Genomic DNA, 8,857 nt, shown 5'->3' with positions numbered 1-8,857 from the left:
GTGCAAGGCCTGGAAGGGGTTAACTTCTTTGAAGCCGTCATTCGCAAGTCAGTTTTGAATACGGAGCAGAAGTCCATACTCCTGAACATACTGAATGTCTGCTTCGACGAAGACATTTTCGCTTTCGACGTCAACCGCCATCAGCTTATTCGTGAGCTGGAGTGGTGGAAGGATGGCAAGAAGATCGTCTGCGAGATCGATTGGATTCCCCTCGGCAATCGGCATGGGCTGACAGAGCGCTTTATGATAGTCCTGCGGGACGTGACCCATCTCAGGCTTTTGCAGATGGAAGCCGAGACCAACATGCGGAAGCTGACGCTGATCGATGTGCTGCTGAATGTTGATCCAGATCGCTTCAGTCTCGTGATAGGCGAATGCGAAGCGACCCTTGCTTCCATGCAGAAGAGTCTTCACTCGGATGATCGCACAGCCTCTTTGTGGCAGAGCATCCGGCGGAATCTGCACACGGAAAAGGGCAATCTGCGGGCCCTGGGTCTTAAGAATCTTTCGACCTGCCTTCATGAGCTCGAGGACGCGATTGAAAGTTACCTGCGGGCTCCGGCTGATGACAGTTCCCATGAAACCAATAATCTGAGCCATCAGCTTATGGTGGCCGATCGCGAGCTGAAGCTTGTATCCAGCTTTTTCTATGACACCCTGCGTCGTGGGCGGGCCTTGACGACTCAATCCAGCGGCTTGAAGGAGGAGCAGATTTTCCTGTGGCTGGAGCGTCTGCAGAATCTTTCAGGGGATTCGCTGACTCGTGAGCTTGCCTCCTTCCGCGAGAAAATCTGCAGGTCGGCTCCCTATGGGCACCAGGCTTTGATATCCCAGCTGGAAGAGGCCCATGCAAACCAGGCGAAAAATTTGGGTTTCCATAAGCCACAGATCCTGTGGTCGGGCACGCCGCTGGTTTTCCAGGCGAAGGCCTTCAATCAGATTCTGAGTGCGTTTCACCACCTTGTTCGCAATTCCCTGGATCATGGTTTTACCAAGGCCGCGGAATCCATCATTCCCATCATCCGCGTGGAAGCGCAGCTTCTGGTTCAGGGTCGCTTGCGCCTGATTTATCAGGACAACGGTAATGGGTTGAATCTGAAACAGCTGCAGCATAAACTTTCGCAGTATCACCCGGGACAGCCGCCGCGTGATGACTCTGAACTCGCCGAGTTCATCTTCGCTCAGGGCTTCAGCGTCAAGGATAGTATTTCCGAAACATCCGGTCGCGGAATCGGCATGGATGCGGTGCGCAGCACCTGCGAAAAGCTGGGCGGAAGCATTCATGTTCGCTATACGGCTCCCGCCACCGCGGATGGCTACCGGGCCTTCGCTTTTGAAATGGAACTTGCGATGCAGGATATTCTTTCCTGGCCTCTCGCGAATCCCAATCTGCAGGTCGCCTGACGTCCGCACCCTGACACCTCGCATGGCAAGGCTTCCACGGCCATACATCCCCGAGCTACGATCATGGTTATGGTAAGTTTCGTACAACGTAATTCACGTTGGTGCTCACGATCCAAGGCGGGTATATTAAGGTCAGAAGCTTCCATTTCCACCTGACCGCAGCCCAATGCAGGGCTGCAGCTCAAGGATAATGCTGTGCCGTTAAAACAGATTGGATACTGGTCTATTCTTCTGCTTCTCGTCACACGTGTCGAGGACCTAAGGGGCAAGTCTTCAGAACCGCCCCGACGCATCTATGTCTATGGTTCCGAAGCTATCTTCGATTTTCGTTTGAATCATACTCTGGCGGTCGTGAAAGCGGCGCTGGATGTGGACGCTGATAAACTGGAGCCCGTGGAGGTTCATTCCACGGGTGAAACCGATCTTTGGATGAATCGCAGCCGCGCTTTGGCTTCCGTTCAGCAAGGCAAGGATTTCGTTCATGTGGTTTCGAGTTTTGCGAGTCCTGACTTGGATGAAAAACTTCTGCCTATCCGCATTTCGATTGCCGCAACGGTTTTGGGTGAAAGAATTTTTCTGATAAGGCCGGAAAGACGTCAGGAATTGGATGCGATCCGCTCGCTTGAGGCTTTAAAGAAATACAACATCGGTGTGGGTCAAGGGTGGGTCGACGGCGATATCATGAAGAGGGCTGGCCTTCGCATACAGACCTCGGCGCGCTATGATCTTCTTTTTACGATGCTCCAGGGTGAGCGCTTTGATCTTCTGACTCGCGCTGTTCATGAAGGTTGGGATGAATTGCGGACCCGCGGTTTTCGTGAGTTGGATTGGACGGAAGGCTGGGCGCTGGCTTATCCGGCTCCTTTTTATCTTTATGTGAACAAGAACGAAAAAATCCTGGCTCAAAGGCTGGAAAAAGGTCTTCAGGTGCTCGAAGCCAACGGCACGATGGATCGTCTTTTCATCGAGCATTTTGGTCCCGCCATCCTGCGTGCGGGCTGGCTGGAGCGCAAGCGTATTGTCATAAAAAATCCCTATCTGCCGCATGAACCACCGCTCGGTTTTTCCAACTGGGATCAGTGGCATAAAAAGGCGGAAGCGGATCTGGTACGTCTCGCGCGTCTGGCTCAGGAGCGCTTTCGCCCCGAGTGGCAGGGGCTCTATCGACCCTTGCGCTTGATCGAGCAGTTTGTGAAGCTGTCGCCGGATCGTGCGAAACGATCGAATAGTGTTCCCCTGGTTGTGCGTGCTGCTGATCGGCCCAATGACACGCATATTCTGGCTGCGATCTTTGCTTTGGAGTTGGCACTGGCGCAGCCTGTGAATGATAAGTCATCGTATTTTCAGAGTCCGGTGCAGTATTTGATTGATAAATCCTTGGATCAGAAAAAGGCCTTGGAGAGTTTGAATGAGTTGAATCCTTTCATTGATGCGGTTGCGACTCAGGCCAGTATCGAGAGGGAAAAACGGTATGTGAGTGCGCCTGTGGATATTGCTCAGGGGCTTATGGGTCGGCGGGTTTTTATTGTGCGGAAGAAGAAGATTCAGCAGTTTAAGAATGTGCGGAAGATCGAGGATCTGCGGAGTTTCCGTGTTTGTGTGGGAGCCGATTGGCCGGATCGGCAGGTTTTCGAGGCGGCTGGCATTCCCATCCTTACACGGAAGCAGACGAGTGAGCTGTTTGATGAGTTGCTGATGGATCGGTGTGATGGGATTACGCGGGCGGTTTATGAGGTGCGGGATGAATTGCTGGCTCGGCCTTTGGATGAGTTGGATTTTGATCCTTATCTTTTGCTTTCGTATCCGGCGTCTCAGCAGATTTTCTTTGCAAGGAATAAGACCGAGCTGGCTGCGGCTACTGAGAAGGGGCTTTTAGAGATGCAGTCGCAAGGGGTTTTGCATGAGCTTTTGGATGTGATTTATGGGGATTCCATTGAGCATGTTCAGCTGCGGGGGCGTCGGGTTATTCCGTTGTTGAATCCCAACGCGCCGTCGCGCTTTGGGCCGGATCAGGGGGATTTGCGGCAGAGTTTGTGGTTGAGGTAGGGCGATCCATCCTGTTCCGGCTCTTCAGATAGCCACTGGGGGATGGATCGTTTATATTCAGGGTCAAAGTCAAAGACTTCAAGATCAGGACTTCCGTTTAAATCCAAAAGATCCTTGAGTGTCAAAGTCGAATGCGAAAACGATTTGGGTCAAATTGCCTTTTCCATCCGTTTTTGAGTATTTCCCGATATCAAAGCGACGCCGAAGGGTTAGGCGATAGAACTTCCTCTTTTTCCATCTCAGAGTGGGAAGCATTCTTCGACAGGCGACCAGTCATCGTATCCTAAGATCGAAAACCGAAGTATGCTTCCTGGATGTTTTGTCGCGGTTCTTGGGTGCGGCTTCAACCAGGCCTTAAAACGCTACAGGGATCGAGGCCTTTTCCACGGATCGCAAGCGAGCATGGAACCTCATTAAGGCAAATCGACACACACCTGCACCGACACTTGCGCCATTCAATACCAATTTTCTTCCGGCCTCCACCGAAATCATGTTGAACCGCTGCGGATATTACAGTAGAAACTCTATCTCCACATTGGAGCCGGGGCGTAGCGCAGTTGGTAGCGCGCGTGGTTTGGGACCATGAGGTCGCAGGTTCGAATCCTGTCGCCCCGACCAGTATCTTCTTAGAAGATTTCCAGTGGAAAGATCAAGAAAAACCGAGGTTTTGGTGACAGCCGCCTCGGTTTTTTTGCGTCTTGTGCGGAACAAAAAGGAACGTTTGCGGAACAGTTGGTGTTCCGTTCCTTGTTCCGTAAGGGTTCCATCTATCCACTTCCATTTTATCCTCTCAACAAGATGTCGGTGGCACCGCGCAAGTGCTTGCTGTCAGTGTGCAGATATCCCATGGTGGTTTTGATTTCCCTGTGGCCCATCAGCATTTTGACCAGTGGCAGCGGCACACCCTTGCTGGCCATCTGAGTTCCAAAGGTATGGCGCAGTGCATGGAAGTTGATGACGTTCTCAAGCCCAGCACTCCGCTGGGCGGGTTTGAACTTCTTCTCAACAAAATGATCATAGTCACAGGGAAGCACCAGAGAATCGAGTGGCAGCCGCTCACGCGTCCTCAGGATCTCAAGGACGACATCGTTCATGGGAACCATCCTGATGTTTTTCCCTTTGGTATGATCACGGATCTCGTGGGTCGTGCTGCAGACGCTGCGCCGGACGATGATGACTTTATCCTCAAAGTTCAGGCAGTCCCTCTTGAGGGCTTCCATTTCTCCACGCCTCATCCCTGTGTAGAGCGCCACAGCCACGATCTCGTAGATCAACCTGTCCCTGGTCATGGCCCATTCGAGGAATTTTTTCTGATCCCTCTCCGACCAGTGGCGCATCGCCTGTGGTGCGATGCGAAGGGGTTTAACGCTGCTGCCAGGATGGTCCTCGATATACCTCCAGTCAACAGCGCTCCTCAGGATCTTCTTCAAAAGACCCATGATGTTATTGACCGTCTTTCGTGAGATTTCCTTTTTGACGAGTTCACCTTGAAGTTCAGCAAGATCACGAGCGCTGATGCTCGTCACAGACCTCTCGCCAAGCCTTGGGACAAGGTGATCACGCAGCATCTGCCGATCTCCCTTCACCGAACCGATTTCCTTGTGGGCGCAGGCGTGGGTCTCCAGCCAGTAGGAGGCGAAGTCCTTAAACTTCATCCCGGACTGATCATTTGAACCTGAAGGTTTTTGCACCAACCTTGGCGCTGATCTTCGCGGAGTCTCAGAAGCTTCCTTCTGCAGCCGCTCCCGCTCAAAATCTTCAGCCTCGGTTTGCGTCGCAAAGGTTTTTGACTTTTGCTTTCCTTCCGATCTCCAGCGGACACGATACGATAGATTTTCCTGATGAATGCTCATACTGAAAGCCTTTCTTAGACTCCAAGGCTCCCTCAGTACCCTGCGGGATTCCTCCCGCCGACCGCGATTGCGGCCTTTTGAATCGCAACAAAGTTGTCAAAGAACGTCCGTTCCATATCACAGGTCACAGGATTTTACGACCTCAATACGGCGGAATTTCTGCCTATGAAAGCGGGGTGACGCAAGGGTTTTACCGGGATTGCGCCACCCATTGATTCAACAGATCTGCATCAGACCGCTAATCGCCAGAAACAGGTTGATCGTTTGGCAGCAATGCATCTGCAGCTTCCTTCCACTGTTTACCCAAGACCCGAACGTAGCCCATGGTTGTCTTAATGCTGGCGTGACCCATCATAGATCCAACTACATGGTAGTGCGGATTTTTATCACACATCATCGTCCCGAAGGTATGCCGCAGGCCATGAACTGTGATAACGGGAACGCCCGCCTTTAACTGCATCTTCCGAAAATGTCTCGACGAGAGATGACGAAAATCATATGAAAACATCGGCACATCCTTTGGACCTTTCTCACGGCCGCGAATAAATTCCCGGATTTTCCAATTCATGGGCGCATCACGGGGTTCAAGCTTGCATTTCAGGAAATCCTGGATCTCATTCGTTTTGAAACACTTTTTCTGGCAAACGTGAATCCTGTCCTCAAAGACTTGCTCAGGAGTCAACGCTGCCAGTTCGCCCAACCTCATGCCGGTATACGCATACAGCCCGATAATGTCGTGGAGATCAGGATCAAGCTTAATGCAGCATTCAAAAAAGCGATCCCTTTCCTCTTCAGTCCAGATCCTGGACTGCTTTTTCCTGTACCGGGGATCTTTAATGCCAACCGTGGGATTGCGATACACGAAGTTCGCCACGTAGGCTTCTCGGAAAACGCTTCGCACCACTGCGAAGATATTCCTGACCGTCTTTGCCGAAATGGGTTCATCCGAAGCCTTTCCACCGGAAGACTTTGGTTTTTGCGTAAGGCTGGTCTGAAATTCCTTAAGCTGTCGGCTGGTGATGGAAGCCAACGGCAAATCGCCCAGAGGCTCTTTGAGGTGAACGTTATAAAGGCTGCGGTTTTGCATCTGGCTGGCGGGAGTATCCTGGAGCGCACTATAGTTCTCCATGAACCACTCAAAAGCTTCAGCAAAGGTGCGGCGATGATCTGCGTGATGGTTCGCCGATTCCGATCGGCTCGACTCAACCTGCAATTGGTCGATATAGTGGGCTGTTGCTGGAGCAGCCCCGAGCGCCTTCTTCAGATGCTCCTCGTAGGCTTTCCGCGTGTCCTCCTTGGAGAAAATCTCCGGAACCAGCTGGCCACGTTCCCAGGCATGCTGAAAGTCGGTCTTGAATTTTTCCGCCTCCTCTTTCGTATCAAAAGATTGCGAGTACTTTTTCTGAGAAAAACGCCACATGGCACGGGCTTTTCCACGTTCCTGGTGAATAGTGACCTTGATTTGCTTTTTGGGACGCATGCTCAGTGGCCTGGACGACCAGGAGGCGAGAAGTTTGTTGCGCCAGAACCGAACACGACGGCCATTTTTGAGAACAGCCTCCGTAGGGATCAACCCCTCTTCCAGCCACTTGTAGATGGTCTTTTGCTTGTAGCCGAGTAAATCAGCCACCTCAGCAGCGGACAAAAGCTTTTCATTGGGGTCCGACCAGGGACCTGCGGCAACTTGCGCAGGAGCCGGATGTGGAGAGCGTGAGATCAGCGATGCTGAAAGTGAACGGGGACGAGGGTCTGCTGGTACTTTATCTGTTTTTTGCACAATAACGTCCTCAGACCTTGCAGAAGCAAGGCCCTGAAGATCAGCCCATTTTCAGGGCTGGGCATTGTGCACAGATAAAATGCCTAGTGGCATGCGCAAGGCATACCGGCGACCCGTGCGATATCTCAATAGCATCAGAAGCCGGTGACAAAGTCAATCAGGTTTCCTCGTATAACGTTCAATCGTTCAGAGGCAGGCATTGCTTACTTTATTGAGGCCGCTATTCCCAGCCGGTTGCAAAATTCGATGAAGCGCAGGCTGGAAACCTGGATATACAGCTGAAGGATCGCTTACTGCAGAAGTTCTGTCGGTAGCCCATAGTTGAAATAACGCACGTCCAGGTTCTCCCGTCGCTATTCCCACGCGCATGCGACGCAAATATGACGCAATTGATTTCACCGCACATCCACTCCGCACGGCAGCGTGTTCCACACGGTGACCTGCACCGTGAACACAAAAACTCCTATGACCTGGATCAGCCGCCGAACTCACGCTTTTCCGCCGGCTTTAGCGCAGGCGTGCTGGCATCTTCAAGCAAGGAGGAACCGCCATGACTGAGAAACCCAAGCTTGAAACGAATCCCAAACCACCCGAACCGTCGAAGGAGATCTGGGAATTTATCTTCACGACTAACGGTCGATTGGTTATAGGAGTGCGTGGTTAGGTGGAAATCCTTTGCTGACCGCCGCGACCTGATCATGGAACATTCGCCTCATCGAGTTTGAACATAAGGAGACTCGCCAGCATCAGGAGGTGAATACAACGTTCCGGAGTGATGGTGAGGTTATTGTGCGCTTTGGGATTCCGAATCCCCAGTATCGACCCCGCGAAGATCCTGGCGTAACCATCTTGCTCGTCTCTGCCGCTCTGGGTACTTAGATCCGCGAGCACAACGATTGGGTCCTTAAGCGAGAACGCAAACGTCATCAAGCCCGTCCCATCACTTTCCTTCTGAGTCTTGTGCTTCACATATTCCTTGACTCGGACGTTGACTTCCTTCAGAGCAGCTTCAACGGCATCGGCATACTCTTTGTAATCAAACCTGCGCTTCGCGTGCGCAACGACAGTTGGGTGCATCATTGCGAAATAAGGATCCGCTGAAGGAATGGTGGGGTTTTTTAAGGCAATCAGAAATTGCTCTGGATGTGCAGCAATCGACTCAGGCAATATCCTGAGCTTGTCTCTGATGTGATCGGTGAGGTCACCATGCAGTTCAAACTCTTCATGAGAGTTGGCAGCGACACGTCGGAAATGTTCCAGTTGGTTCGCAGGAACGAAACGCAGGACTTCTTCTTCCACAAGATGTTCACGCATTTTTTCGATAGTTGCTTTGATCCAAACCCGCAAACGCTCTGAGACAGCGTGGGTTGTTCCATCATGAGATAGAGAATCGAAAGCGGCTTTTCTCTCTGCAAACATCTTCAGCGTTTCTTCTTTCGCATCGGTCATTGGTGGAATCCTCAGTGCTTTGAACATAAGGATTCAATATACCGATTCACATCCTGGAAGAAAATGAGATATGTTCCAAACTGTCTCTTTACAAGGAAGTATATCTAAACGGTTCCATCTTCTGACCTGAACTTCTTGAAACCTTTCCAGATATGCCTGTATTTATTATGATTCTCTCTTACGGTTTTTTACTGGAGAGTCCGGAGTTCTTCGAACTCCGTACATAAAAATAGCCAGCATTACGCCAGCTTTTGAATAAAAAGAAATTGAGCAGCTCAAGCCAATGTCCCATGTTGTTTTCTGCGAAAAAAATGACAATCAACACCGG

General features: G+C 51.4%; 5 protein-coding genes and 1 tRNA gene. 3 read left to right on the top strand and 3 right to left on the bottom strand.

Features of this window, described 5'->3' with window-relative positions; translation table 11 throughout:
• From VFO10_RS24895 to VFO10_RS24885, 3 genes are all read left to right on the top strand, one after another.
• Nucleotides 1-1,404: Hpt domain-containing protein (locus VFO10_RS24895; protein ID WP_325144709.1), on the top strand; the 1,404-nt coding region annotated here is incomplete at its 5' end.
• 195 nt (nucleotides 1,405-1,599) lie between these two features.
• Nucleotides 1,600-3,450 (top strand): hypothetical protein, encoded by a 1,851-nt coding sequence (locus tag VFO10_RS24890; protein ID WP_325144708.1) that lies wholly within the window; start codon nucleotides 1,600-1,602, stop codon nucleotides 3,448-3,450.
• Nucleotides 3,451-3,992: 542 nt separating this feature from the next.
• Nucleotides 3,993-4,068: transfer RNA gene (locus tag VFO10_RS24885), tRNA-Pro, on the top strand.
• Nucleotides 4,069-4,232: 164 nt separating this feature from the next.
• On the opposite strand, the gene VFO10_RS24880 is transcribed toward VFO10_RS24885, so the two are convergent.
• The 3 genes from VFO10_RS24880 to VFO10_RS24870 form a co-directional block, all read right to left on the bottom strand.
• Complete coding sequence (locus VFO10_RS24880; RefSeq protein ID WP_325144707.1) at nucleotides 4,233-5,105, bottom strand: site-specific integrase; 873 nt, start codon at nucleotides 5,103-5,105, stop codon at nucleotides 4,233-4,235.
• A 436-nt stretch (nucleotides 5,106-5,541) separates the two neighbouring features.
• Nucleotides 5,542-7,080, bottom strand: coding sequence for a tyrosine-type recombinase/integrase (locus tag VFO10_RS24875; protein WP_325144706.1), 1,539 nt, complete (start codon nucleotides 7,078-7,080; stop codon nucleotides 5,542-5,544).
• Between the two features lie 696 nt (nucleotides 7,081-7,776).
• A complete protein-coding gene (locus tag VFO10_RS24870; RefSeq protein WP_325144705.1) occupies nucleotides 7,777-8,529 on the bottom strand; it encodes a TIGR02391 family protein in 753 nt (250 codons plus the stop codon).
• Nucleotides 8,530-8,857: the final 328 nt, after the last annotated feature.

It is taken from the genome of Oligoflexus sp., assembly GCF_035712445.1.
Lineage (GTDB): Bacteria > Bdellovibrionota_B > Oligoflexia > Oligoflexales > Oligoflexaceae > Oligoflexus.
This window is presented reverse-complemented; position numbering and strand designations above follow the sequence as displayed.